Below are 470 nucleotides of genomic sequence, written 5' to 3'. Positions count from 1 at the left end.
CAGCATGCCGAGGATGACCAATATCGAATCGAATGAAATCATGCGCCGCTCCCGCCCGTTATGTAGGCACACAATAAACCGGCGGCGGCTCCGGCGGGAACGTACCACGCGCCTTTGAACAGCAGGTAGGCGGCGATTGCCGTCGTCAGGCTCACGAGCCAGGGCAGGGCGGGTTTCCAGCCTTTCCACATGCCGCGCAGCAGGACGAGGAATACGGCGGGAAAGGCCATGCCGAAGCCCCAGTTATCGATGTTGTCCAAGTAGGGGCCGATGACGGTGCCGAGCGCGGAGGAGGCCACCCAGATGGTGTAAAGGGTGGCGCAGATGCCGGCGTAGTAGGGCAGGCTGAGCAGGGGCAGGCCGGCTTCTTTGCGTTTGCGGATGTCGGCCATGGACATCGCCCAGCTTTCGTCGGTCATGAAAAAAAGGGTGGGCAGGATTTTTTTCATCGGCAGGTGCTTGATATGCGG

1 protein-coding gene is annotated in these 470 nt (G+C 60.9%); it reads right to left on the bottom strand.

Features of this window, described 5'->3' with window-relative positions:
• Window positions 1–38 precede the first annotated feature (38 nt).
• A partial coding sequence (locus tag ACTHTY_RS11775) for an AzlC family ABC transporter permease (protein ID WP_440367812.1) occupies window positions 39–470 on the bottom strand: 432 nt, incomplete at its 5' end.

The sequence above is a fragment of the Neisseria sp. P0019.S002 genome (assembly GCF_051957155.1).
GTDB classification, from domain to species: Bacteria; Pseudomonadota; Gammaproteobacteria; order Burkholderiales; family Neisseriaceae; genus Neisseria; species Neisseria perflava.
The sequence above is the reverse complement of the archived record's forward strand: the minus strand, read 5'-3'. Positions and strand labels throughout refer to the sequence as shown.